The 23,264-nt window shown below is 60.9% G+C and carries 23 protein-coding genes; 7 read left to right on the plus strand and 16 right to left on the minus strand.

Annotated features, from left to right (window positions below):
• Positions 1-8: 8 nt before the first annotated feature.
• Complete coding sequence (locus LNV08_RS19905) at positions 9-1,097, minus strand: DUF3616 domain-containing protein (protein WP_263535478.1); 1,089 nt, start codon at positions 1,095-1,097, stop codon at positions 9-11.
• Between the two features lie 216 nt (positions 1,098-1,313).
• On the opposite strand from LNV08_RS19905, the gene LNV08_RS19910 reads away from it, so the two are divergent.
• The 3 genes from LNV08_RS19910 (at position 1,314) to LNV08_RS19920 (ending at position 3,703) form a co-directional block, all read left to right on the plus strand.
• On the plus strand, positions 1,314-1,730 hold the full coding sequence (locus tag LNV08_RS19910) for a TerB family tellurite resistance protein (RefSeq protein ID WP_263535479.1): 417 nt from the start codon (positions 1,314-1,316) through the stop codon (positions 1,728-1,730).
• 342 nt (positions 1,731-2,072) lie between these two features.
• A complete protein-coding gene (locus tag LNV08_RS19915) occupies positions 2,073-2,921 on the plus strand; it encodes a mechanosensitive ion channel domain-containing protein (protein WP_263535480.1) in 849 nt (282 codons plus the stop codon).
• A gap of 320 nt (positions 2,922-3,241) precedes the next feature.
• On the plus strand, positions 3,242-3,703 hold the full coding sequence (locus LNV08_RS19920) for a YccF domain-containing protein (RefSeq protein WP_263535481.1): 462 nt from the start codon (positions 3,242-3,244) through the stop codon (positions 3,701-3,703).
• A gap of 100 nt (positions 3,704-3,803) precedes the next feature.
• Here LNV08_RS19920 and LNV08_RS19925 read toward each other — a convergent pair whose 3' ends face one another.
• Positions 3,804-5,483, minus strand: coding sequence for a Na/Pi cotransporter family protein (locus LNV08_RS19925; RefSeq protein WP_263535482.1), 1,680 nt, complete (start codon positions 5,481-5,483; stop codon positions 3,804-3,806).
• A gap of 266 nt (positions 5,484-5,749) precedes the next feature.
• Between LNV08_RS19925 and LNV08_RS19930 the strand changes: the two genes are divergently transcribed.
• Positions 5,750-6,325 carry a hypothetical protein gene (locus LNV08_RS19930; RefSeq protein WP_263535483.1) on the plus strand — a complete coding sequence of 192 codons (576 nt, stop codon included), beginning with the start codon at positions 5,750-5,752 and terminating at the stop codon, positions 6,323-6,325.
• A 335-nt stretch (positions 6,326-6,660) separates the two neighbouring features.
• Here the strand turns inward: LNV08_RS19930 and LNV08_RS23215 are convergent, their stop codons facing one another.
• The 5 genes from LNV08_RS23215 to LNV08_RS19950 form a co-directional block, all read right to left on the minus strand.
• Positions 6,661-6,819 carry an IS3 family transposase gene (locus LNV08_RS23215; protein ID WP_414858773.1) on the minus strand — a complete coding sequence of 53 codons (159 nt, stop codon included), beginning with the start codon at positions 6,817-6,819 and terminating at the stop codon, positions 6,661-6,663.
• A 342-nt stretch (positions 6,820-7,161) separates the two neighbouring features.
• Positions 7,162-9,012, minus strand: coding sequence for a family 2A encapsulin nanocompartment cargo protein cysteine desulfurase (locus tag LNV08_RS19935; protein WP_263535484.1), 1,851 nt, complete (start codon positions 9,010-9,012; stop codon positions 7,162-7,164).
• Complete coding sequence (locus LNV08_RS19940) at positions 8,987-9,916, minus strand: family 2A encapsulin nanocompartment shell protein (protein WP_263535485.1); 930 nt, start codon at positions 9,914-9,916, stop codon at positions 8,987-8,989. Before LNV08_RS19940 ends, LNV08_RS19935 begins: the two co-directional genes overlap by 26 nt.
• 70 nt (positions 9,917-9,986) lie before the next feature.
• Complete coding sequence (gene epsC, locus LNV08_RS19945) at positions 9,987-10,964, minus strand: serine O-acetyltransferase EpsC (protein ID WP_263535486.1); 978 nt, start codon at positions 10,962-10,964, stop codon at positions 9,987-9,989.
• Positions 10,964-11,446 carry a rhodanese-like domain-containing protein gene (locus tag LNV08_RS19950; protein WP_263535487.1) on the minus strand — a complete coding sequence of 161 codons (483 nt, stop codon included), beginning with the start codon at positions 11,444-11,446 and terminating at the stop codon, positions 10,964-10,966. The genes epsC and LNV08_RS19950 overlap by 1 nt, the downstream gene beginning before the upstream one ends.
• A gap of 277 nt (positions 11,447-11,723) precedes the next feature.
• Here LNV08_RS19950 and LNV08_RS19955 point away from each other — a divergent pair, with 277 nt between their 5' ends.
• Entirely contained in the window at positions 11,724-12,011 is a 288-nt protein-coding gene (locus LNV08_RS19955; protein WP_263535488.1) for a co-chaperone GroES, read from the plus strand.
• A 36-nt stretch (positions 12,012-12,047) separates the two neighbouring features.
• A complete protein-coding gene (gene groL / locus LNV08_RS19960; protein WP_263535489.1) occupies positions 12,048-13,688 on the plus strand; it encodes a chaperonin GroEL in 1,641 nt (546 codons plus the stop codon).
• 726 nt (positions 13,689-14,414) lie between these two features.
• On the opposite strand, the gene LNV08_RS19965 is transcribed toward groL, so the two are convergent.
• The 3 genes from LNV08_RS19965 to LNV08_RS19975 form a co-directional block, all read right to left on the minus strand.
• The gene (locus LNV08_RS19965; protein WP_263535490.1) at positions 14,415-15,416 is read right to left on the minus strand and encodes a dienelactone hydrolase family protein; all 1,002 of its coding nucleotides are present in this window, start codon (positions 15,414-15,416) and stop codon (positions 14,415-14,417) included.
• 221 nt (positions 15,417-15,637) lie between these two features.
• The gene (locus LNV08_RS19970) at positions 15,638-16,366 is read right to left on the minus strand and encodes a cysteine hydrolase family protein (protein ID WP_263535491.1); all 729 of its coding nucleotides are present in this window, start codon (positions 16,364-16,366) and stop codon (positions 15,638-15,640) included.
• Between the two features lie 323 nt (positions 16,367-16,689).
• Positions 16,690-17,238: a VOC family protein gene (locus tag LNV08_RS19975; RefSeq protein WP_263535492.1), complete on the minus strand. Its 549-nt coding sequence runs from the start codon at positions 17,236-17,238 to the stop codon at positions 16,690-16,692.
• 532 nt (positions 17,239-17,770) lie between these two features.
• On the opposite strand from LNV08_RS19975, the gene lepB reads away from it, so the two are divergent.
• Entirely contained in the window at positions 17,771-18,439 is a 669-nt protein-coding gene (gene lepB, locus LNV08_RS19980) for a signal peptidase I (RefSeq protein ID WP_263535493.1), read from the plus strand.
• 261 nt (positions 18,440-18,700) lie between these two features.
• Here lepB and LNV08_RS19985 read toward each other — a convergent pair whose 3' ends face one another.
• The 6 genes from LNV08_RS19985 to LNV08_RS20010 all read right to left on the minus strand — a co-directional run bounded on the left by LNV08_RS19985 (position 18,701) and on the right by LNV08_RS20010 (position 23,263).
• On the minus strand, positions 18,701-19,273 hold the full coding sequence (locus LNV08_RS19985; protein WP_263535494.1) for a PEP-CTERM sorting domain-containing protein: 573 nt from the start codon (positions 19,271-19,273) through the stop codon (positions 18,701-18,703).
• Positions 19,274-20,127: 854 nt separating this feature from the next.
• On the minus strand, positions 20,128-21,012 hold the full coding sequence (locus tag LNV08_RS19990; protein WP_263535495.1) for a cytochrome b/b6 domain-containing protein: 885 nt from the start codon (positions 21,010-21,012) through the stop codon (positions 20,128-20,130).
• A 66-nt stretch (positions 21,013-21,078) separates the two neighbouring features.
• Complete coding sequence (locus LNV08_RS19995; RefSeq protein ID WP_263535496.1) at positions 21,079-21,609, minus strand: rhodanese-like domain-containing protein; 531 nt, start codon at positions 21,607-21,609, stop codon at positions 21,079-21,081.
• 38 nt (positions 21,610-21,647) lie between these two features.
• Positions 21,648-22,340: a hypothetical protein gene (locus tag LNV08_RS20000; RefSeq protein WP_263535497.1), complete on the minus strand. Its 693-nt coding sequence runs from the start codon at positions 22,338-22,340 to the stop codon at positions 21,648-21,650.
• A 13-nt stretch (positions 22,341-22,353) separates the two neighbouring features.
• The gene (locus LNV08_RS20005; RefSeq protein WP_263535498.1) at positions 22,354-22,815 is read right to left on the minus strand and encodes an ExbD/TolR family protein; all 462 of its coding nucleotides are present in this window, start codon (positions 22,813-22,815) and stop codon (positions 22,354-22,356) included.
• A 22-nt stretch (positions 22,816-22,837) separates the two neighbouring features.
• The gene (locus LNV08_RS20010; protein WP_263535499.1) at positions 22,838-23,263 is read right to left on the minus strand and encodes an ExbD/TolR family protein; all 426 of its coding nucleotides are present in this window, start codon (positions 23,261-23,263) and stop codon (positions 22,838-22,840) included.
• Position 23,264 lies beyond the last annotated feature (1 nt).

Here is a 23,264-nt window from a genome sequence, read left to right on the forward strand (position 1 = left end):
GAATGCCTTCAATCGTGGCGCAGTAGGTCGCCGAAGACGGCATGCTCCCCGTCCCTGCGATCGGCGCCCGGCGCGTCGTACAGGACGAGCCACTGGGGCTTGCCATCGGACAAGGCCGGCGGCAAATCGCAAATCGCTTCGGCGCGGTTGCTGCCGCGTCCGTGCGGCAGGGGCACCGACTCGGTCAATGCCGCCTCGAAACGCACGGGCTCGCGATTGGCGGCCAGAAAAGGTCGTGCAGCAGGCCACTTGAACACGCGGACATCACCGTTCAGCACCATCGTCGGGCCGGCCAGGATGTAGAGATCATCGCCCGAGAAATGCAAGTCGCGAACTCCCAGTCCATCGAGCTGCAGGAAATGCTTGCGGATCAGCGTGCCGCTGTCGTCCAGTGGCAGCAGTCGCAATTGCTCACCGCGAGCTTCAACCGAGATTTCCAGCAGTGCCGACCAGCCGCGCAGCACCGGCCCGCGCAGCCCCAGCAGCAGGCGGCGGCCGTCGACGGCCAGGCCTTCGATGTCAAAGCCATTGTCCTTGCCCGGGATCGCCATATAGGGACCGAAATGAGGGTCATCCGCCAGTGCGCGGGTGAGCAGGTTCGACTGGGCATCCCCCTTCAGGCGCAGCGCCTTGCGGCCATCCTGGGCCTGGCGTACCAGGCAGGGTTCGCCCTTGGCATCGGCTTCGATTGGCAAACAGGCCAGCAAGCGCCGGTTGCCGTCGAGTGCGAGCTTGGCCAGCCGCTTGGCGTTGTCGGCGTGGCTCCGCTCCGGCTTGGCGTTCTTGCGTTTCAGACCATGCGAGCCGACCACCCACAGGTAGCCATCGGCCACGGCCATGCCTTCCAGGTCGGCCTCTTCCTCGGCCGTGCCGGGCAAGTCCAGCAGATCGGCGAGTGGGAAATCGCGCGCCTCGCCAAAGCGCAAGGCCTCGCGCCCCACTGGCTCGAGCCGGCGCAGGCGGTCCAGGCCACAGGCTTCGTCGCCCGCCACCCAAAGCCAGTCGCCGGTGAAGGCTGCCCCCGATAAGTTGGATTGAACCAGGGAGTCAGCAGCGAACTCCAGCCGGACGGCATTGCCAGTTCTAGTGTTGGGCATCGCTTGTTTCTCCAGAGGGTGAGGTGCCAATAAGGGTTGGGCGCTGCAACGCGTGCTCGCTGCGTTCACCAAAAGCCGAAGTGTGAGGTCAAAGCCTCGCTTCGTGTTCAGGTTTATCCGATGTTCGCGTTCCCGAAAAGCTGCTTTTTCGGAAGCACCAGCGGCCCCACATTGCAGCTGTGACACAAGCCCATCAACCATCAAGTAGGACTCATCATGCGCAACTATCTCGTCAACAGCCCGCAGGCCGCAGCCCGCATCATCGCGCTGACGGTGGTCGCCGATGGCGACATCGCAGACGCTGAGATCGAGTGTCTCGACCGTCTCGCCGTGCATGAACAACTCGGCCTGGAACGGCTTGAACTGCTTGCGCTGCTGGACACCTTCTGCGAAGACTTGCTTTCGAGCGGCCAGTTGAACTGGGCCGACGTCTGCCCGGTGGACGAGCGCACGCTGGCGGACCTGATGGGTGAAATCCAGGATCCCGAGCTGCGGCTGAAGGTGCTGCGCTTGTGTGTTGAACTCGCAGAAGTCGATGCCCAGGTCGACGACGGCGAATCGGCTGTGCTTGTCGCTGCCGTCGAGCATTGGGGCTTGCACCGTGAGATGTTTCGGTCGTCGGCCCGGAACTGATAGTCTCGACACGCTTGGCCCATCCGTGCTGCGGGTCGGTGGGGCGGCGGACCAGCAGGCGGGGTACAACTCCCAATGCGAACACATTGTTGTCGTGTAGCTGTGGCACTGGCTGCCCGCTGCGGAGACACAGACGCTATGACGCAATAGGGCCGGGAGCGTGAGGCTGCAACACCGCCAGTAAGCCGCCGTTGACCGAAATGTGATGTCGAGTCGGCGCCGGCGCCGGCGTCACCTTGCCGTTTTTTCTGCGGCCGCTACTGGCGTGAAGGTGCTGCGCACTGCTGGCATCATGATGCCCGGCGCCTTGCCGCCGCTTTGATGATTTGATGATTTGATGATTTGACAAGCCTGATGCCCATATTCGAACGACTCGCCGCCTTGATTCCCGGACAGTGGGAAAAAGTCATCGTCACCGCCTTGCTGATCGGTGCGGCCTTGCTCGCATCGCACCTTTGGGCACGCTATCTCTCACGCGGTGCGATTTCGGCGGAGAAACGCCGCATCCACTTGGTCTGGGCACGCAACATCATCTGGTTTGCAGCATTGCTGATCATCGTGTCGGTCTGGGCCTCCACGATCGCAGGTTTTGCCTTGTCGGTTGCGGCGGTGGCGGGTGCCATTTTGATCGTCAGCAAAGAGCTGGTGATGTGTGTTCTCGGCTACTTGTATGTCACCGTGGTGCAGCCCTACAAGATTGGCGATGTGATCGAGTTCAAGGATTTGCATGGCCGCGTGGTGGATATCGATATGTTCGCCACCACTCTGGTTGAGCTTGACAAGGCCGGCCAACGGACCGGCAAAGTGGCCGAATTCCCGAATGGGCTGCTGCTTACCCACGCGCTCGTCAACTCTTCCCCCAACGGCGAATATGCGCTGCACGCCATACAGATCCCCATCCCAGAACGCCTCTCGCATGACTTGGATCACATCGAAGCAGCCGCCCTTGCCGCCGCTGACCGCGCGACCGCCGGCTGGCGAGAAGAAGCCATAGTCCACTTCCAGAGAGCTTCTGCCGAGAACTTCATCGCGCTCCCTTCTGGCAGAACCAAGGTCTCATGGGACTTTTCAAACCCGGAACATCTGGTGCTGATTGTTCGTGTGGCCTGCCCGGTCGATCAACGCGCCAAAGTGGAGCAGGAGGTTTTCCGCCACACCTGGCGTGCGCTCTCACCGGCACCGCAGGTCTGAGAGCCTGGGTGCTAGCTTGGAGTGAGCGCCGTGAATTCCAACGCCCGTGGCACCGCAAAATTCCTGGCGCTGCTGTCGCATGAACTCTCGCCCTGCCACCCGCGATGGACAAGCACTCCGGCATCACGCGCCGCCCACAGCCCGGATCCGCTGGAGCCTAGCGGGGGGGACGAGCCTCACGCCGTAGAGCGTGCTGCCGCGCGAGGGTTTGTCGGATAGCATGGCCGCCCAGGCCGAACGAATGTCGGCGCGGACTAGCGGTTTGAGTGCGACCCCGACGGGCGAGGGCCGTGCGAGTGTTTCACAGCGAGAAAACTTCAATGAGCGCGATCGGCAATGTGTTGTGGTTCCTGATGGGTGGGTTTTTCATGGGCGTCGGCTGGTGCTTGGCCGGGCTGATTGCTTTTGTCTCCATCGTTGGAATTCCCTGGGGCAAAGCTTGCTTTGTGATCGGTCAATTCGCGTTCCTACCTTTTGGCAAGGAGGCTATCAACCGCAAGGAGTTGACCAATCAGGACGACATCGGCACCGGCGGCCTGGGCCTGCTTGGCAATGTCCTCTGGTTCATCTTTGCGGGATTCTGGCTGGCGCTAGGCCATGTCGGATCTGCTGTGTTGTGCTTCATCACGGTCATCGGAATTCCATTCGGCATCCAGCATCTGAAGTTGGCCGGCCTTGCCCTTGCGCCGATCGGTAAGGTCATCGTGACAAAAGAAGTCGCGCAGGCCTCTAGGGAGCAATCGGCTAAGGCCGTGGTCGCCAATCTCCGATCTGGTGGGTAACACCGCACGGGATCATGCGCAGCTGCGCGAAGCGATCAATGACGGCGCGATCGAGGCCACCCGCGACATTTGACCGCGCGGCGCGGTATAGGACCGAACGCTACGAGTAGAGCTCGCCAACGAGAACACTCCGTGGCAGCACGGAAATTGCCATGTGCTCGGACACACCGTAGAGGCGCCGCAGTTTGTCGAGCATCTCGATCTGGATGCGATATTTCGTCAGGCGATTCGGGTCGTCTTGGGCCAAGCGCGCGGCCTGCTGTCTTTGCAGCTCCTCCGAGAGATCCAGTATCGCGGCGCGCTTCGCGACAACCGACTGCGCCGCTTGCTCGTCCCGCTCTACCAATGCACGCAGCGCAGCTTGAGCGGTCTCCAGAACAATTTGCAGTAAACGCTCCAGCAGTTCTGTCGTCTCCTTAGACGGCGCGATCTGCGCTGCCTCGAGGGCCTGGGCCAGCGGCACCAATTCGCGGCTGATCGCGGCGCTCATGCTCTCAATCTCGCCCGTGGCGGCAAGCAAGCGCGCATGCTCCTCGGCTTCTACGTCGCTGAGCGCACTACGCCCGATGTGCTGCAGATAGTTCAGCACCGCTTCTCGCAACACGACGATCTGATCGAACTGCTGCGCGAGTTCACCGAGATCCCTGGCGGCGAAGGCCGATTTGACCTTTGCGAGCATGCTGTTGGTGAGCTGACTCATGTGCCCAAGTTCCATCCGCGCCCGTTCCAGCGCCATCGATGGCACGGCGATCAATGCGTCATCGAGATACTTCGGACGAATGATCTCCTTCTGCACAAGGACGCGATCCGGAACGATCCTGGTGGCCAACTTCGCAAACAAGGCAGCGAAGGGCAGGAAGATCACCGTGTTGGCGATAGCCCAGATCGTTGCGGCGTTGGCGATCTGGCGCGGCACCTCCTCGGCAAGTCGCGCCATGCCCTCCAAATGAGCGGCGAGCGGCGAAACCGCCTGAGCAATCATTGCGAGCTGCGGGATAAACGGTAACCAGATCACTGCGCCCAAGACATTGAACAGAACATGCACGACTGCCGCGCGCTTTGCATCCTGCGGCTTGCCAATTCCGGCAAGGATGGCTGTGATCCCAGTGCCGATCTTCGCGCCAAAAAGAATCGCGATCCCGGCGGGCAGAGAAAGCAATCCTTGAGTGGCCATGACAACTGCAAGGCCAATGGTTGCCGAAGACGATTGCACCAGCGCAGTGAAAAGCGCGCCGGCAAGCATCCCAAGCACGGGGTTCTGCAAGGATTGCAGCAGCTCCGCGAAACTCTGGTTGGTGCGCAGCGGCGCCATCGCCGCGCCCATCGTTGCCATGCCATAGAAGAGCAGGCCAAGGCCCATCAACATGGCGCCATAGTGGCGCGCGACACCCTGCTTCCAAACGAAGCTCATGACGAACCCGATCGAGATGAACGGGAACGCGAGCGCGGTCGTGTTGAACGCGACGATCTGCGCCGTCACCGTGGTGCCCACATTCGCGCCAAAGATCACGCCGACCGACTGCACCAATGTCAGAAGTCCGGCACTGACGAAGCCGACGACGAGCACCGTTGTCACCGACGACGACTGGATGACCGCCGTCACGATGGCACCGGTGATGGCGCCCAGAATTCGGTTGCCCGTCAGCCTCGCCAACAGCATATTCATTTGATTGCCGGCAGCCGCCTTCAGGCCATCGGTCATCTTCTCCATGCCGTAGAGGAAGAGCGCCAGTCCGCCAAGCAGCTGAACTGTCATTGCCACGGGTTCAAGTTCATTCATTTTCTGACTCGTAATGGATGAGGTCGTTAAGCAAAGGGCGCATGCCGAGGCTCACGCGATTGGGAGCGGTATTCCGAGGGTCGAGCTTAGACGCGCACCCATTGAGCTCATCTTCTCACGCCAAGCCGCTTAAGCTCGATAATCACTTCCTGAGCGTAAGTGCCTGATTTCATTGAAATACAGCTTGAAACCGGAGACTACCAATCGGGCTTTGCAAGGTCGCAGGGGCTTGGCGGGCTTACATCCGGAGCTGCAAACAGCGACTCTTGGATCGCTGTAATTTCGCTCAATCCGGTCAGCGTTTTGCCGTCGGCGGGCTAAGCGCTTTGATGGTGGATGCGTTTGACTTGCTCCAGCAGCGTGGCGGAACTCTGCGCGCTTGGCAGCCTTCAGTGGCGCCGGCCAGGGGCGTGTTGCCCCCTGCGGTGTTTCATACCTTCTCGAAACCGTCGGGAGCGGCCATACCAAGCTTGGAGCTGCGGCCGGTGGTCAGTGGGCGGCATGGTTTGACCAGCGAGCCGCAGTTCGGTCTTTTGCATTGCCCGGTTCAGGATATGGAGCAGGGGCCGCGACGAGGAGCAGGGGGCCTTGACTTTGCTTGGGCCTGGGCGGCTGGCTTGATCGATGTCGAGCGCGGCAGCCGCAGTTGGATAGGCATGCGCCCGCGCAGCCGTAGCCAGTGGTACGCGCTGCGCCCCGAGCGGCAGCAGATTCTTGCCGCCACGCCGGTCGGCCTGGTGCATGCGCCTGCCTGGGTGGATGAAGCGGCCTTGATCGACGAAGCTTGCGCGGCTGCGGACGTGTTCTGCGCGGTGCAGACACCATGGAATCGACTGGGGTGATTCTGCGTCGTGGATGGTTCGTCAAGAACAGTTGACAGGGTTCCGCGCCGCTGGCTATGCACAAAAGCGGCGCTAGTGGCGAGGCGCCATCTGGCTCTTGCGAGCGATTTGCTTGTTCTTGGTGCCGGCCCTGATAACGCAACACCTCGACAAGTACCGGGTTTGGCGTTACTAGGTACTTCGGGTTCGCTGTTGCGCTTGCCCCCTCAGAAGAAACGGCGAAATCTGCGCCAAGTCCGTTGCATTTCGCGATCCGAGTCCAGCGTTGCGTTTGCTTTTGCTGAATGTCTAGAAAGTTCCTCATTCGTTTGAACTGGTGTTGCGTTTGCTTCGGATTAGCGCGACATCGGTGGTCTCCCCGCGTCGCAAATGCGCGTGCTTCTAGCCCGCAGGGAACGCAGTTTGGCTTGACGCATCAGGCGTGCCACGCGTCTGACGCAGCAACGAACGCCCGCGTCATGGAGATCATGGAGCACGCGCGCACTGAATTTCATTGAGGCCGTCGATAGCGCCGCACGGAAATCCGCCACCAGAGCGGTAAGCTAGCCCTTTGGCGGTCAACTCCGTAGGCTTCCACGGCCCGGTAGCTTTGTCATTTCGCGGTACAAACGATGGGGTACCTTGACGCGTCTATCAAATGTTAGATAGAGCAATCGGCTCTTGGGTCGATGAGGCCCCTTTGCAATTCCGGCGCGACAGCTTTGATTTGAACACCCCGTCATCGACCGTCTACTTGACAGGGGAGCTTGCGCTGTTGATTGTTGAAAAAGAAGAGGGCGGCTGAGCTCGCACTCGCCGCCCTGAATGGCATTGCCGCCATTTGTGTCGAGCTTTGCTCAGCGCCCGGCAATCCTTCGCACCACAGCCGCGAGATGGTCGATCTCTTCGCAGGTGTTGTAGAAGGCGAGGGACGGGCGCACCGTCGCTTCCAGGCCGAAGCGGCGCAGAATCGGTTGGGCGCAGTGGTGGCCTGAGCGCACCGCGATACCTTCCTCGTTCAGCGCCCGGCCAATGTCTTCGGTCTTGTGACCGGGGATCACGAAGGACAAGACGCTGGTTTTGCGCAAGGCCGTGCCGATCAGCCGGACCTTGGGGATCTGCAGCAGTTGGTGAGTCGCATAGTCCAGCAGGTCATGCTCGTACTTGGCGACGTTTTCCAGGCCGAGTTTTTGCAGATAGTCCAAGGCAGCTCCCAGACCCACCGCGTCGGCGATATTGCCTGTTCCGGCCTCGAAGCGCGAGGGAGGTGGGTTGAATACCGTGCGCTCAAACGTGACGTCAGCAATCATATTGCCGCCACCCTGCCAAGGCGGTGTCTCCTCCAGCACTTCGCGGCGGCCGTAGACGACGCCGATGCCGGTCGGCGCGAACACCTTGTGGCCCGAGAAGACCAGGAAGTCAGCGCCCAAGGTCTGCACATTGACACGCAGATGCGAGACCGACTGCGCCGCGTCCACAAGCGTGCGAACGCCGGCGGCTTTGGCCAGTGCCACGATCTCTTGGATCGGCGTGATCGTGCCCAAAGCGTTGGAGACATGCGTCACCGCCACCAACTTCGTGCGCGGATTGAGCAGCTTGCGGTACTCGTCCAGCAGGACTTGCCCCGTGTCATCCACCGGAATCACCCGCAGCTTGGCTCCTTTTTCGGCCGCCAGCTGCTGCCAGGGCACGATATTGGCGTGATGCTCTAGGTGCGAGACGATGATCTCGTCGCCGGCACCGATGTACTTGGCGCCCCAGCTCTTGGCGACCAGATTGATGCCTTCGGTGGCGCCGCGCACGAAGATGATTTCTTCGCTCGAGGCGGCCCCCAGAAAGCGCGCCACGGTGTCGCGCGCGCCTTCATAGGCGTCGGTAGCCCGTGCCGCCAGCTCATGCGCAGCCCGGTGGATATTGCTGTTCTCGTGTTCGTAGAAATACGAGAGCCGCTCAATCACCTGGCGGGGCTTTTGCGTGGTCGCCGCGTTGTCCAGCCAGACCAGTTGCTTGCCTTTGACTCGCTCCTGCAAGATGGGGAAGTCGCGCCGCACCGCCTGCACATCGAAGCCGCCGGGCGCACTGCGCGGCTGTGTCTGCGGCGCACCGGCGCGCGACTCGTGCTCCTGCACCTGACCGGGCTGCACAAAGTAGTAGCGGCCGGACTCATCCCGCTTGCCGCTCAGCTCGGTAGTACCAGGCTGGCTGCTGCGCACGTTGCCAAGCAGGGCCCTCAGCGTATCCTGGCCCGGCAGACCAAAAGCTTGGGCACTGATGCGGTCTTCCGGCTCCGGCAAGGGAGCCGCCGCAGCCGTGATCGGATGCGTGGCCTCGTTGACGAAGTAGTAGCCGCCCGGCGATGAACTCGCCGGTGCACCGCCCGCTTGCGGTTCTTTGGGGTGTGAGGTCGAAGGCAGGACGGACGGCAGCGCCGCCGCATAGGCTTCGGGCACGCCCTGCGCCACGCCGCCCTGACGCGGCGCTTGAGCGGCATGCGCTTGACCGGCCGGCGCTGCTTCCAACTGCGGCGACACATCCTCGCGCAGATCCAGGTCTTGATCGGGCTTGGCTGGCGCGGCCTGAGCCACAAAGTTAGGCCCAGGATCGCCATTGGGCAGCGCGGCGAAGAATTCACCGGCCAAGCGGCTCAAGAGCCCCACATCCGGCAAGTTCAGGCTTGCGCTGTCACTTGTAGGTATCTGGATACTCATGGTATTTGCCGATCTCCACATCATCCAAGAGGGCCAGGGCGTCATCGCTCTGCACAGCCAGCGAGCAATACAGCGAGATCAGGTAGGAGGCGATCGCGTTGCGGTTGATGCCCATGAAGCGCACCGACAGACCCGGGCTTTGTTCGCCGGCCAGGCCGGGCTGGAACAGGCCGACCACGCCTTGGCGCTTTTCGCCGACGCGGATCAACAAAATCTTGCTCTTGCCATCAGCCACCGGCACCTTGTCGGAGGGCACCAGTGGCACGCCGCGCCAGGTCAGGAATTGCGAGCCAAACAAGCTGACAGTCGGCGGCGGCACACCGCGGCGGGTGCATTCGCGGCCAAAGGCTGCGATCACCAACGGGTGGGTCAGGAAGAAGGCCGGCTCTTTCCAGACCTTGGTCAGCAGCTCGTCCAGATCATCGGGTGTAGGCGCGCCGGTCAGCGGATAGATGATCTGATCCGGTGCAACGGACGACAGCAGGCCGTAATCGGGGTTGTTGATCAGCTCGGACTCCTGGCGCTCCTTGATGATCTCGATGGTCAGGCGCAGTTGCTCCTTGATCTGATCATGCGGGCTGCTGTAGAGGTCGGACACGCGGGTGTGCACGTCCAAGACCGTGGAGACGGCATTGAGGAAATACTCGCGCGGCTTGTCTTCGTAGTCGACAAAGGTCTGCGGCAGCTCGCTCTCGTCGCGCTTGGCGCAAGTAACGCGGATGTCCTTGGCGTTCTTGACCTTGTTGAGGCGGTAGATGCCAGCCTCGACCGGCAGCCATTGCAGCAGATGCACAAGCCAGCGTGGGCTGATGGTCTCCAGCTGCGGAACGGTCTTGGTGGCATTGGCTAACTGACGCGCAGCGGAATCGCTGAGCGCCAATTGGGCTTCTTGGCTTTCGGCCATGGGGCTTCTCCTGGGGTGGTGGTAGGTAAATGGTTAACTGATCGTCTAAGGAACGGGCAAGCTGTTGATCTCAGGCTTGGGACTCACTTTGCGAGTTGGCTTGACTGATGTGGCTGCCGGCCGGCACGCTGCGCGTGACCCAGACATTGCCGCCAATCGTGGCGCCGCGCCCAATGGTGATGCGCCCGAGAATCGTGGCGCCCGCGTAAATCACCACCTCGTCTTCGACGACCGGATGGCGTGGCAAACCCTTTTGCACATGGCCCTCGGCGTCGACGGGGAAGCTGCGTGCGCCCAAGGTCACCGCTTGGTAAATACGAACCCGCTCGCCGATCACGGCGGTCTCACCGATGACGACACCCGTGCCATGGTCGATGAAAAGCCCCGCGCCGATGCGAGCGCCGGGATGGATGTCGATGCCGGTGCTGGCGTGCGCCAGCTCCGCCACGATGCGCGCCAGCAGCGGCACGCCCAGCCCGTAAAGCGCGTGCGCTAGCCGGTGGTGAATCATCGCGGTGATGCCGGGATAGCAAAGCAGCACCTCGTCGACGCTGCGGGCGGCCGGGTCACCGTCAAAGGCGGCCATCACATCGCTGTCGAGCAAGCGCCGGATTGGCGCCAGCTTCTGTCCAAATTCGCGCGTCAACGCAGAGGCCAAATGCTCCAAATCGGCTTCCGGCTTGCCCGGGCCGGCGCGCCCTGAATGGCGATCTACATAGCGTAACTCCAGCAATATCTGGGCGCGCAATGCATGCAACTGGGTGTGCAGAGTATGGCCAACGAAAAAGTCCTCGCCGTCATGCCGCAAATCAGGTGGCCCCAGGCGCATTGGGAACAGCGCGCCGCGCAGGCCTTCAACGATGGTGCCCAATGCCTGCGCCGAAGGCAGTTCGCGGCCGCCCGGTTCGCGTGGGCGCAGCTGCTGTTCGCGCCAATCATGGCGGGCGCGGCGCAGCGCGGCGACCACGCCGTCGAGTTGCAAATCGCCGTCGGCGGGCGCTTTGGACGAATTAGGCGCTGCCTGCAAAGCTTGTAATTGCGCGCTCATCAGTCTTGGCTCCAAGGCAGGCCACGAACCCGCCAGCCGTCGCAATGGCCGCGTTGGTCGGCTTCGTTGAGCTCGCCCTCGAAGCCTTCTTGCACATTGAAGACGCGTTGGAAACCGGCCTTCGCTGCGGCTTCGGCCGCCAGCGCCGAGCGCTTGCCGCTGCGGCACAGCAGCAAGACCAGCGAATGCTTGCCGCCGAGCTTGGTCTCCAGCTCCCGTGTGAATCGTGGGTTACGGGTCAGGCTGGTGCCGCTGGCCCAGGGCACCAACACGCTGCCCGGCACATGGCCGACAAATTTGTATTCTTCAGGCGAGCGCACATCCACCAGCGTGGCCGCCCCGGCTTGCACCAGGGCCCAAGCCTGTTGAGGCGGCAGGCTGCCTGCAAAGGCCAGGCCCTCAGCGCCGGCCTGTTGCTCGGCGGCTTCTAAGACTTGACGCAGTTCGGGGCTGAGCAAGGGACTTTCGAGTACGGCTGACATGATGTGGCAGAACCTTCCCGCGCCGGCCAGCAAGCTTTCGGCGGGCGCTTTGAATTGAAGTGAGAGTGCCGTCAGCTTAAGAACTTGAGGGCATGCCTGGAACTGCCGATTGCGCCCATTCATAGTTGAAAAGCGAATATCAAACCGCCGGACAGCAGGCCGCCGTGGTTCACAAGATTTCCGCAGATGCTTGCGCGCTTTGCTTCCTTGTGGCGAGGCTGGCGCGCTGCCAGCATCCAGGCTTTCCCACTATCGATTTATTGAAGGAGCCTCAAGCATGTCCATCCGTCCCTTGAATGACCGAGTGCTGATCAAGCGCCGGGACGCCGAAACCAAGACCGCCTCTGGCATCTTCATTCCCGACAGTGCCGGCGAAAAGCCCGAACAGGGCGAAGTGCTGGCCGTCGGCCCTGGCAAATTGCTCGACAACGGCGTACGCCAGGCCTTGAGCCTGAAGGCCGGCGATCAAGTCTTGTTCGGCAAGTACGCCGGCCAAACCATCAAACTGGACGGCGACGAATTGCTGGTGCTGCGCGAAGAAGACGTCTTTGCTGTGATCGAGTAAGTGACTTAATTTTTAGAGATTCAAGAGAGAAAACAAATGGCAGCAAAACAAGTTGTATTCGGTGACGACGCCCGCGCCAAGATCGTTCGCGGTGTCAATGTCTTGGCTGACGCGGTCAAGGTCACGCTGGGCCCCAAAGGCCGTAACGTCGTGTTGGAGCGCAGCTACGGCTCTCCCACCGTCACCAAGGACGGCGTCTCGGTCGCCAAGGAAATCGAGTTGAGAGATCGCCTGGAGAACATCGGCGCCCAGTTGGTCAAGGAAGTCGCCAGCAAGACCAGCGACAACGCCGGTGACGGCACCACCACCGCCACCGTGCTGGCTCAGGCTATCGTGCGCGAAGGTTTTAAGTACGTTGCCGCCGGCCTCAACCCGGCTGATCTGAAGCGCGGCATCGACAAGGCTGTGATCGCCTTGGTGGCCGAGATCAAGCTGATCGCCAAGCCCACCACCACGTCCAAAGAGATCGCCCAAGTCGGCGCGATTTCGGCCAACTCCGACCATGACATCGGCCGCATCATTGCCGATGCGATCGACCGCGTCGGCAAGGAAGGCGTGATCACCGTGGAAGACGGCAAGAGCCTGAACAACGAACTCGATGTGGTGGAAGGCCTGCAGTTTGACCGCGGCTATCTGAGCCCGTACTTCATCAACCAGCCCGAGCAGCAGACCGCAGTTCTAGAGCAGCCATTCATCCTCTTGTTCGACAAGAAAATCAGCAATATCCGCGAGCTGCTGCCCACGCTGGAAGAGGTGGCCAAGGCAGGCCGTCCCTTGCTGATCATTGCCGAGGATGTCGAAGGCGAAGCGCTGGCCACTTTGGTGGTCAACAGCATTCGCGGTGTGCTCAAGGTCGTGGCCGTCAAGGCGCCGGGCTTTGGCGATCGCCGCAAGGCGATTCTGGAAGACATCGCCGTGCTGACCGGCGGCAAACTGATTGCCGAGGAAGTCGGCCTGACGCTCGACAAGGTGACGCTAGCCGAGCTAGGCCAGGCCGCGCGGGTCGAGGTCGGCAAGGAGCACACGGTACTGATCGACGGCGCCGGTCAGGCCGAGGAAATCCAAGGCCGCGTGGCGCAAATTCGGGTGCAAATCACCGATGCCACCAGCGACTATGACCGCGAAAAGCTGCAAGAGCGTGTGGCCAAGTTGGCCGGCGGTGTGGCCGTCATCAAGGTTGGCGCGGCCACCGAAGTGGAGCTGAAGGAAAAGAAGGCGCGCGTCGAGGATGCACTTCACGCCACGCGAGCCGCGGTGGAAGAGGGCATCGTGCCCGGCGGCGGCGTGGCCTTGCTGCGCGCCCGCCAGGCGCTCTTGGCCAAGGGTGAGCTCAAGGGCGACAACGCCGACCAGGACGCCGGCATCAAGCTGGTCTTGCGCGCGATCGAGGAGCCGCTGCGGCAGATCGTTAGCAATGCCGGCGGCGAGGCCTCGGTCGTGGTGGCCAAGGTATTGGCCGGCAGCGGCAACGATGGCTTCAACGCCGCCAATGGCACGTATGGCGATCTGGTCGAGCAGGGCGTGCTGGACCCCGCCAAGGTGACGCGCAGTGCTTTGCAGAACGCGGCCTCTGTCGCCAGCCTGATTCTCAGCACCGAAGCCATCGTGGCCGAGCTGCCCGAGCCCAAGGTCGAGGCGCCGCATGCCGATCATCACCATGAAGGCGGTGGCTTCTGAGCTAGGTCATCCCTTCAGCAAGAAAAGGCCGACCCAAGGGTCGGCCTGTCTATTTGTTGCGTTCAGCAGGCTGCCTTGAGCTTGGCCATTTCGCTGCGCAGCGATGTTGCCTCAGTGGCCGCCGGACCGCAGGCCTGTTCCTTTGGCTGCTTGATCCACATATTTAAGCTCTTATCCGAAATCCCCAAGCGCTTGGCCGGCCAAGGAAAATGTCGCCAACCATGCAGATGTGCACAATGTAGTACACCCGATGACCTAGTAAGTTATGTCGTTTCAAGGCTGGCAGCAGTCGCTCGATTTTGGCGAGCCAACAAGCTCTGCGGTCGAAACCGGTCATTGAGCTTTTCGTTGGACGAATGTCTGCAGCACCCCCCGAAGCTGCCGATCGACAAATCAGCGACGCGAGACCATCGGTGCATGAGGCGTCGGCCGATCCAACGACAGCTTTCACAAGCTGCGAAATGGCATCAGGGCCCGCTGGCTTAAACGGCGAACGAGCCGGCGGCGGTCAACTCCGTGCCCATCACCGACATTCGTTTCCGACCTGCGTCAAACGGTTCGAGACCCCAAAGCGGCCATTCCCCTTGCTCAGTGCATTGATCGATTGCTGTCGTTCAACGTCCACGTTGAGCTGCCGCCGAGCCGCCAGGCGGCGGGTGTACCCGCCAGCGCCGCTGGTGGACGGTCCGCTCGAACGTGCTGTTGGGCGTCACCCTGAAACCGCAGTCACTTTGGCTGCAAGCTTGCGATAAGGAACTCTTTGATTGCCTTGACCGCCTCTGCATGCGCCTGCGCATCGTAGGCGACAGTGACTCCACGCTCGACGCACGGATCGCTCGCGTAGGTGAACGGCTGCTTCGTCTGGCTGTTCACGACACGACCACCCGGCACCTCCTCCAGGCGGGGGCAGCCGCGCGTCGTCTGCGCCTGCGAGAGATTGACTGGGTTCTTGAGTGTCGGGTTATCGAAGACATGGTGCGCACCGGGGTACTCGGTCAGCGTGATGTCCTTTCCGGCTTTCCTGAGGCGCTCGACGTAGCTGCGGCATTCGGCGGCGGGGACGTAGTCGTCCGCCACGCCGTGGAAGATGCGGATTGGCTTGTCCGCCACGTCCAGCCCGTCGATGAAGTCCCGGTTGCAGGTCGGATAGAGCCCAATGTAGCCGGCGAACGTGAGGCCGCCCGCCGGGCCGTGCATCGCGGCGAACCGCTTGAGAGCGGCGTAGTGAGCCGCTCCGCCACCGCGCGAGAAACCCATGACGACGACCCGCGCCGGGTCGATACGGGGATGCTTGCCGAGCACCTCGAGCGCGCGGTACGCGTCGCCGATGTGAGCCAAGCGGCTGAGCCGGTCCTGGTCGTCCTGGGTGCTGGTGATGCCGCGGCCGGTGAAACTGTCGACAATGAAGGTCGCGACTCCGAGGCTGGCGAATTCGCGCGCCCAGTTGTCCTGCTGGCCTGACGGGCCGCCCGAGCCGTGAAGCAGGATCACGGCCGGCAGCCGGTCGGTGCCGGCGCGTGGGATGCGGAGCTCGCCGCTGATGGTCGCCGGCTTGGCGTCCTTCTTCCCGGTCAGAAACTCTTGCTCGGTCGGGGTCTGGGTCTGGATCACATGCAGCTCGAGTCTTGCAATCTGCGCGCTGACCGGGCTGATCAGGAACACCGCACTGATGACCAACGACCAGGCAAGAAGCACCAAGCCGGGCTTGCGGGGAAAGCTGATGCACATAAGAACCTCCTTCGGTGACTCACTGCTGTGTAGTGACGTCCAACGTGGTGCAGACCGCAGGGCGGCGTGGATTCACGCCGAAGTCCGCGCCATAAAGATTTGATGTTATGTTCAAGGCCGTTCAGTTCTAAGCCCTAACGATAGGGGTGCGGGAAGGGGAAAAAGCACGTCTTCAAGCCCAAGTCACTTGACGGCCGCCGAGATCGGTAGCCTTCGCCGTCTTAGCGCATCGACTGTATGAATTTATCCGACGTCGAGACCCAGCCGAGCAAGACCTGTATCGTCAACAACGAAGCTTCGTGATTGCTCCTGGGCAAGTTTTTGCCGAGTGGTTCAGCCGTGCAATCTTCCAGCAAGACACATGAATAGTCTCTGAACATCGCATCTCGAATGGTCGACTCGACGCAGATGCTGGTCGTGCACCCTGTCACGATCAACTGCTTGATACCGCGCTGTTGCAGCAAGCCATGCAGCTCCGTTTCGAAGAAGCCGCTGAAGCGATGTTTGTAGAGGACGATGTCGCCCGCCTGCGGCGCAAGTGCGGGCAGGATGCCCGTGTTCCAAGTGTCCCGAATCAAGACTCGACTCTCGTCGCCGTTCGGCGCCTTGGCCATCGCACCCAGGCCCATCAGCTGATGCCTCATGTGGTTGGGGCTATCCAGCGGCCCGACATCCGAGAGATCGGTCTTGAACCCCATCTTCAGATAGACGATAGGGATGCCGCAGGCTCGTGCGGCCACCAGCACCTGGGCGGTTGGCGGCACGGCCTTCTGAATCGCCGAAATGTCAATGCCGGCACGCTCAAACATGCCGCCCTCGGCGCCGAAATCGTTTTGCATATCGATCACAAGCAGCGCGGCTTTCGACACATCCAAGCCGAACGCTGTGGGCCTCGCGTCCAGCGTCAACAGTGGATGAAGGCGGCTGGTCGGCGTGATTTCGTTCGTCATGCAAGGTCTCCCGAAAAGACGGTGAAAGCAAGCCCGGGGCCTCTCAACTGTCTCAAGCCTTAACGCTTTATTCGCACGGCATTGGGTCAGACAGGCCGGCCATTTTGCAAGCGCCGAGTAGACGGCGTCAAGCCGCAGGGGTACCGTTTTTGCCAACGGCGGCTTACTGGAGGTGATGCGGCCACTCTCACCTAGCCAGTTCCTGAAATACGAATGCGCAGAGGGGTTGCCAGCACGGTGCCCAGAGCAGTCGTCGCCATGGCAGAAGTAACTGCCATTTGACATTGCTTATCAACCAGCCTGAGGTCCGGTTTAATAGCTGGTTAGGTTTCTGAGTTGACACGGCCGAAGTTTCGTTGCCATTGCTCTACGGTCATAAACGAAGGGTCAGCGCGGCAGTTGGCTTCAGTCTCCGAGAGGAGTTCGGCATCCGACTTTGAAAGGTCTAGTGGGTCTCCATGCGGTTGAGAGACATAGAAGGGGGTTTCAAAGTAGACCTCCACTGTATTTCCCTCGGGATCGTTGAAGTACAGAGACAGCGCGTTTCCGTGGTTCAGTGTGATCAACTTTGTGGCGCCGACTCCTGGTGACGCGGCTCCGATTCGACGTAAATCATCGATGGCCTCTGCCCTGAAGGACAGTTGCATTACCGTGCTGAAAGTCGCCTCTGGTGGACGGCCCGATGAAATCACCAACTGATGATGATGACTAGGGTGAGCACTCATGAAGACGAGGTCGTTCTTGAACGTTCGCCCGCAGCCTCTGTCCGTTACCCGCAAGTTGAATAGCTCAGAGTAGAAGCGAACCATCCGTTCGACGTCTCGGGCGTAGATGCCTACGTGCGACAGCATAGGTGCGTTGTGGGCGCTCATGTTGGTTCTTTTGGATGTACGGGCCGCTAGGCCAAATTACAGGCATCGAACCGTAGTATGCCGCAGGGCGGCGTGGATAAACACTGACGCCCGCGCCAAACGGCTTCTCTGCAAAAGTCCACAAATGCTTGAAACACCCTTGACGGCCGCCAATATCGGAAGCCCCAAAATCAAGGCAGACTGGGCAGTGCAGGTGAACGGCAGCATCGGGCACTGAGTCCCCACGCACCCACAGGCCCTCGAAAAGCCCGGCATGCGCCAGGTCGGCAGTTCGAACTTGCGCCGCATAGCTGACCTTCGGTTCGCCGACCGTTTTGGTCAAGGTCAGCTTGCTGGCGATGATGCGGCCTCTCGTTCCAGGCCTGCTAACCTTTTAATGACTTACCGCTTTGCCTAGCCTGCTGCATAACAGTTAGCGTTTATCTGCCGCGGCACGACTACGAACACCGTGCGCCGAACCCTCGCGCTGTTCCTGTGCGAGACTTGCAATTGCTCGTAGGCTCCTCAGATCCCTTCTACTCACGGGGTAATCATGAAACAGTGGCTCAAGAACAACCGCGGCTTTCTGGTCTTCCTAATCTGCTTCGGTTTCTTCCGTACGGCAATTGCCGACTGGAACCCGATCCCGTCAGGTTCCATGCGGCCAACCATACTTGAGGGCGACGTGGTATTTGTGAACCGCCTTGCCTACGATCTGAAAATCCCACTCACCGATCTCTCTGTCGCAGAGCTCGGTAACCCGCAACGCGGGGAGATCGTGACGTTCAAGTCACCGAAAGACGGTACAAGGTTGATAAAGCGGCTTGTCGCAATACCTGGCGACATCATTGAGATGCGAGATGAGATTCTCTTCATCAACGGCAGCGCCGCCGAGTACACCAACGTTACTATCGTCAGCGAGCCCGTAGGTTATGGCTTCAACCTTCAGGCCGCACGCGCTACCGAGCGCGTTGCCGGCAGCAGTCGCGCTGTGCAGTTTCTGCCTCGCGTTGGCAGCAAGAAGTCCTTCGGACCAATGACGGTTCCCATGGAACAGTACTTCATGCTCGGCGATAACCGGGACAACAGCGAAGACTCTCGCTTCATCGGATTTGTGCAGCGCGCCTCACTCATCGGCCGCGCCGAGCGCGTTTTAGTCTCTGCGGATATCAAGGGCAACTGGCTACCACGCATAGAACGCACGGTGGCGCCGCTCCAGTGAGGCCGCATCGGCGCCAGTAAGTCGCGGTTGACCAAAACGGTCGGCGAACCGAACGTCAGCTGTGCGGCGCTTGTTCGTGCCGTCGACCAAGTGCAGGCCGGCAAAATTTCAGAGGCAATGACTCCTTGGCAACTCGGTGTCCGATGTAGTCATACGGGATTGGGGCCGGCGGCGAGTTGCCAGCAGTACCGCTCTTGCCCGCCTAAAAAAACCGGCCACTTGAGCCGGTTCTTTCGAAAGGCCTAAGTCAATCGATTACTGCTACTTGCTGCTGCGGCCGCGAGCAACTAAGCCCATGAGGCCCAGACCAGCGAGGAGCATTGCATAGCTTTGTGGCTCGGGCACTGCGGCGATGCTGAATTCCCCGATTGAATAGTAGTCGAAGGGGTAGGCATGAGGGATTAATGCCACTTCACTAAAATATACAAAAGACCTATTCACCTCAGGCCCTCCCGCCCTGGACATGAAACCGAATTCTCTGTTGGGGGCATAGTAATCAGCGCTCCACCCCGTGTATCCTCGCGGCTGATGCAGGGTATTGCTCAACAGAGCAAAAGAGTCAGCCGCTGTACCGACGGAAATCACGCCTCGTTTTGAAGATAGTCGTGGATTGTTCGAACTCGCTGTCAAATCAAACGTGACCCCATCCCATACCAGAGTGAATGCACTGAAGCCGACTCCGGCGTCGTAGGTGAAGGTTCCCGCCGTTGGCGCAAGTGAACCCTCCGTGACATTGAATTTGATTGCGTAAGTCTGTGGCGCAGCCTCAGCTGCAAACGGGGCGATCAACAGCGAAGCCGTAACAGCCACTAGAGCACGAGAAAAAACGGACATGAAACTTTCCCTTTACATTCAGCACTGGAACATCTTGATTGCGTGCCCTCTCCCCGGTGCGACTTGAGCAAGCCCTTGCCTGAGGCAATTGCGAAGGTTGCCTTCAAGTGAGAACATGTCCGGAGCGCCGCTTTGCATCGCAATCCAGGGTCCCCTTAAGCCCCGTGCACAGTGTCTACGGATCTGGCTTCCGCGTTGGCGACAAAACGCGACAAATCATGACAAGGCTGTCGCATTTGCTGTGGCAATGGCAGCCTAGGCTATGCGCAATAGGCCTGACATCCGGTAGCCATTTGAAGCTCAGTTTCAGGTCGAAGCAAAGACCGCGTTTTTGCATCTGGAAGCCGTACGATGACGCTGAGATGATCCACACCGGGATCAGCCGGGCGAAGATGAACTTAGTGATCTTCGACTCTTCGGCATGTAGGCTTCGTTCGGTCTTCCGCAGGCATAGGACGGTGGTCGAGGAGTCGCACACCTACTGAGCATGCCTGTCATCGCCTCACCCTGCGGACGTCTTGCTTGAATGGCTTCAGTGGGTCAGTCAAAATGGGTCGGGCTATGTCCGGTATGGGCACCGTGCTGGCGCCACCCACTGCGCCTCCGAATGACAGCAGCCGACCTGGAGCGTGAGGCCGCAACATCGCTGCAGACCCGCCATCTGCATCCGGCCCTGCCAATGCAATGGCCTCCAGGACTTGCAGCGCAAGGGGGGCGGCGGCCCCCGTTTGCCGGTCTTTGTATTTTTTGGCCAATGCCTACTTGCTGAATCAAGGCACGTTGACACTCCTTAGAAATCACGCGCTGCCTAACGAAAATCTTGTTGTTTGCTAGATCGCGTCATGCCGACCGACTCACCAACTGCTGGTGGCAGCAGCGCTTGCGGCAGGTGCTGCGGGCGGGGCGGTTCTACTTTGCAAAGCTGGCTCTGCAGAGCTGCTGTCCGTCAATGCAGTGCTTGCAGGCCTTGGTGCATGCAGCGTGGCGCCGCTGGCTAAGTAGGTGGCTGCTGCGGCCACTGCCAAAGCCAGACTGAAGCTTGCCAGGCTCGCCAGCGCGCTGCGCGGCGCAGCGGCTTGGGCTTGCAGATTCTTGCTGCGCACCTGCTTGATGCCGCTCAGCATCGGCCCGACAAGATTGTCTTTCTTCAGCAGGCCGTGCAGCGCGATCGCGGCGATGTGCAAGCCGATCAAGACGAACAAGGCATTGGACATTTGATGGTGCAGTCCGGTCAGGCGCAGCGAGGTTTCTTCGCTGACCAAGGCGGCCAGCGGGCCGCTGAAGGCAATCTCGTCATAGCCGAGCAGACCGGTCACGGCTTGGGCCGCAAGCAAGCCCAGCAAAGCCAGCACCGACAGCGCGCCCAGCGGGTTGTGGCCCAAACCCTGCCAGCGCCCTTGCAGATAGGCCAGCAAGCGCTGCGGACTGGGCACAAAGTTGCGAAAGCGCGCGTGCCGGTTGCCGACGAAACCCCAGACCAGGCGGAAAGTCAGCAAACCGACGATGCTTAAGCCCGCTTGGCCATGCAAGTCCATCCAGTTGCCGCCGATCAGGCCGGTGGTGATCGCCACTGCTACGGCCAGCAAAAGCGACCAATGAAAGAGGCGTGTTGGCAAATCCCACAAGCGCACGGCCACTGCGGGCCTGACTTCAAGCGGCTGGGCGGCCTCTGGCTTGTGCGCAGATTGGGCCGGCTGCGCGGCCAGCACTTCAGAAAAGTAGGGAGAATCGGCGTTCATAGAGACGATAGCGTGCGGCCAGACCCGCAGGATTCTCCTGGGCCTGGGCCTGGGCCTGGGCCTGGTTTACTTGGGGCTGGCGACTGCGGCCACTGCGGCTACGGGTGCTGCAGCGGTGGCTGCTGCATTGGCAGCAACGCGCGGCGGTGGCGGTGTAATCTTCACCACGGCCTTGCCGCCTTCTTGCTCATAGTCCTCCGAGCCGGTGGCACCCACGACATTGAAGCCTTTTGAGCTCAGCAAGTCACCGGTGGCGCCGGCACGCTGCGCATGGTTGGAGACGGTGATGATGGCGCGGTCCTTGGGCAAATAAGCCAGGTGCTTTTCAACATCCTTGTTCTGGATGTTCAGGTAAACCGGGAAGCTGCCGTACTTGATCAGTTCGTCGGGGCGCCGCACATCAAGGACGACGATCTTGTCGGGCTGGCTCAAGAGCTGATCCACATCATCTTTGTTCAGATGCTTGGTCTTGTATTTCCAAACCGCCGGGGCGGCATTGGCGGCTGGAGCAGCCTGGTTCTGCGCAAAACTCAAGGTCGCGCCAAGGCTAAGCGCCAAACCGAGCGCCAAGGTGGTCAAGGAAATTGATTTCTTCATTTTCTTTTCCGTTCTAATTACGAGTTACTTGTGTTTGATCACTTGCGGAAGTTCACTGGCAGCAGCACCTGCACTTCTTCCGCGCCACTGACGTTGCAGCGCAGCCGCTTGGCGGCGTTTTGCACGTACTTGAAATACTCCGGCGGGCCGCTGACTTGCGACACGTCAACGATCTGGTTGCCGCGAATCTTCAGCAAGGTGGTGACGGTGCCGGTGATGCCGACGCGGTCAAACACATCTTCCAGGTGCTGCGCCAGCACGTTCTGATAGCCCGGGCAGGCGGCCGAAATTTCTTGTTTGATGACGGCCGGCTTGGGCGGTGGGGCAGGTGGTGCGGCGATCACCGGCGGGGCAATCTCCACCGGCGCGCGCGGTGCTTCAGACTGCACCTGGGTGATCACCGGTGCCGGCGGCGTCACCGTGGGCGTGACTTCGGCCTGCGGCACGTAGGAAGGCGGCGGCGTTTGCTGCTTGACGACTTCCTTGAGCTTGACCACCTTGGGCGGCGGAGGAGGTGGCGGCGGGGCCTCCTGAATCACCGACATCTCGATCGGCTTTTTGATGATCTCGATGGCTTTCTTGGCCAAGCCTGAGGCCAAGGCCCAGGCGAGCAGCACATGCAGGCCCAGCACGATGATCAGGCCCGGTCCCCGCTTGGTGCCCGGTGTGCGCAGCTGCGGTGTGCTGCTCTGGAACGGAAAACCGCCTTGGGGTGGAAATACTGCACTCATGATCAATAAGTCCTCAGTTGTCGATGAATTGCTCGCTGCCGATCACGCCGAGCTTTTGCAAGCCGGCTTGATTGATCGCCACCATCACCTCGGCGAAGGTGTTGTACTTGGCTTCCTTGTTGGGGCGCAGATGCACTTCCGGCTGCACCGCCTGATGCGCAGCGGCCTGCAGCTTGGCTTGCAGCACCTGGCGCCCGCCGCTGCCGCTGCCGGCCACTTCGTCGATCGCCTCACCGTTCCAGAAGACGGTGCTGCGCTCGTCGATGTCGATCTTGACCACTTCGGGCCTGACCTCCGCCGGTGGTGGCGGGCTGCCCACCGGCAGGTTCAGATTGACGGCGTGCAGCTGTATCGGGATGGTGATGATCAGCATCACCAAGAGCACCAGCATCACGTCGATCAGCGGCGTGGTGTTGATGTCGATGATGATGTCGGGGTCGCCCTTGCGGCGAGCTTGATGAATATGCATGCCCATGGCTTGTCCTCGGCGGCTTGTTTCAACCGCGCGGTGGTGGTTCGGTGATGAAGCCGACTTTGGCGATGCCGGCGCGCTGGCAGGCATAGACGATCTTGCCCACCGCGTTGTACTTGGCATCCAGGTCGGCGCGGATGTGCACCTCGGGTTGCGGGTCTTGCACCGCGACCTTCTTCAGACGCTCGACCAGCGCCTCGGTGCCGGCGACGCGCGCATCGAACCAGTACAAGCCGCCTTGCGGATCCACGCTGATGACGATGTTGTCGGGCTTGCTTTCGCGCACCTCGTTGCGTTCCTTGGGCAGCGTCACCGGCACCGAGTAATTGACTACCGGAATGGTGATCAGAAAGATGATCAAGAGCACCAACATCACGTCAACCAATGGCGTGGTGTTGATGGCCGAAACCACCTCGTCTGCGGCCGCCAGGCGGCGCGATTTCTTGGCCATG

The organism is Paucibacter sp. TC2R-5, from assembly GCF_025717605.1.
GTDB classification, from domain to species: domain Bacteria; phylum Pseudomonadota; class Gammaproteobacteria; order Burkholderiales; family Burkholderiaceae_C; genus Paucibacter_A; species Paucibacter_A albus.

Coding starts and splice junctions, on each gene's coding strand:
- LNV08_RS19905 (WP_263535478.1), bottom strand. CDS start 1,097: ATGCCCAACACTAGAACTGGCAATGCCGTCCGGCTGGAGTTCGCTGCT.
- LNV08_RS19910 (WP_263535479.1), top strand. CDS start 1,314: ATGCGCAACTATCTCGTCAACAGCCCGCAGGCCGCAGCCCGCATCATC.
- LNV08_RS19920 (WP_263535481.1), top strand. CDS start 3,242: ATGAGCGCGATCGGCAATGTGTTGTGGTTCCTGATGGGTGGGTTTTTC.
- LNV08_RS19925 (WP_263535482.1), bottom strand. CDS start 5,483: ATGAATGAACTTGAACCCGTGGCAATGACAGTTCAGCTGCTTGGCGGA.
- LNV08_RS23215 (WP_414858773.1), bottom strand. CDS start 6,819: ATGAAATTCAGTGCGCGCGTGCTCCATGATCTCCATGACGCGGGCGTT.
- LNV08_RS19935 (WP_263535484.1), bottom strand. CDS start 9,012: ATGAGTATCCAGATACCTACAAGTGACAGCGCAAGCCTGAACTTGCCG.
- LNV08_RS19940 (WP_263535485.1), bottom strand. CDS start 9,916: ATGGCCGAAAGCCAAGAAGCCCAATTGGCGCTCAGCGATTCCGCTGCG.
- epsC (WP_263535486.1), bottom strand. CDS start 10,964: ATGAGCGCGCAATTACAAGCTTTGCAGGCAGCGCCTAATTCGTCCAAA.
- LNV08_RS19950 (WP_263535487.1), bottom strand. CDS start 11,446: ATGTCAGCCGTACTCGAAAGTCCCTTGCTCAGCCCCGAACTGCGTCAA.
- LNV08_RS19955 (WP_263535488.1), top strand. CDS start 11,724: ATGTCCATCCGTCCCTTGAATGACCGAGTGCTGATCAAGCGCCGGGAC.
- groL (WP_263535489.1), top strand. CDS start 12,048: ATGGCAGCAAAACAAGTTGTATTCGGTGACGACGCCCGCGCCAAGATC.
- LNV08_RS19965 (WP_263535490.1), bottom strand. CDS start 15,416: ATGTGCATCAGCTTTCCCCGCAAGCCCGGCTTGGTGCTTCTTGCCTGG.
- LNV08_RS19970 (WP_263535491.1), bottom strand. CDS start 16,366: ATGACGAACGAAATCACGCCGACCAGCCGCCTTCATCCACTGTTGACG.
- LNV08_RS19975 (WP_263535492.1), bottom strand. CDS start 17,238: ATGAGCGCCCACAACGCACCTATGCTGTCGCACGTAGGCATCTACGCC.
- lepB (WP_263535493.1), top strand. CDS start 17,771: ATGAAACAGTGGCTCAAGAACAACCGCGGCTTTCTGGTCTTCCTAATC.
- LNV08_RS19985 (WP_263535494.1), bottom strand. CDS start 19,273: ATGTCCGTTTTTTCTCGTGCTCTAGTGGCTGTTACGGCTTCGCTGTTG.
- LNV08_RS19990 (WP_263535495.1), bottom strand. CDS start 21,012: ATGAACGCCGATTCTCCCTACTTTTCTGAAGTGCTGGCCGCGCAGCCG.
- LNV08_RS19995 (WP_263535496.1), bottom strand. CDS start 21,609: ATGAAGAAATCAATTTCCTTGACCACCTTGGCGCTCGGTTTGGCGCTT.
- LNV08_RS20000 (WP_263535497.1), bottom strand. CDS start 22,340: ATGAGTGCAGTATTTCCACCCCAAGGCGGTTTTCCGTTCCAGAGCAGC.
- LNV08_RS20005 (WP_263535498.1), bottom strand. CDS start 22,815: ATGGGCATGCATATTCATCAAGCTCGCCGCAAGGGCGACCCCGACATC.
- LNV08_RS20010 (WP_263535499.1), bottom strand. CDS start 23,263: ATGGCCAAGAAATCGCGCCGCCTGGCGGCCGCAGACGAGGTGGTTTCG.